General features: G+C 76.6%; 1 pseudogene. It reads right to left on the minus strand.

What is annotated here, in order from left to right:
* Positions 1-187: pseudogene (locus KVT14_RS20955) on the minus strand (maltose ABC transporter substrate-binding protein); the annotation flags it as partial.
* Positions 188-244: the final 57 nt, after the last annotated feature.

A 244-nucleotide genomic window follows, 5' to 3' on the forward strand; every position in this document is an offset into this window, starting at 1 on the left:
CCTCGACGACGGGGCGCATGGAGTCGATGCGGGTGTCGTCGACCCACATCGTCAGGGTTCCCTCGGCGCCGGAGTCGGCGGCGGGGCTGTCGGAGGTGGCGTCGGGCGGCGTGTCCGAGCTCGAGCACGCCGCGAGGGCGAGCGCGAGGACGGCCGTCGTGGCGGGGGCGGGGATGCTCCGTCGCATCAGGGTGTCTCCCAGCGTCAGAAGGGGCGGGGCGGGCAGGCCCCGGCACCGCCGGCG

It is taken from the genome of Cellulomonas sp. GbtcB1 (genome assembly GCF_019091725.1).
Classification (GTDB): domain Bacteria; phylum Actinomycetota; class Actinomycetes; order Actinomycetales; family Cellulomonadaceae; genus Cellulomonas.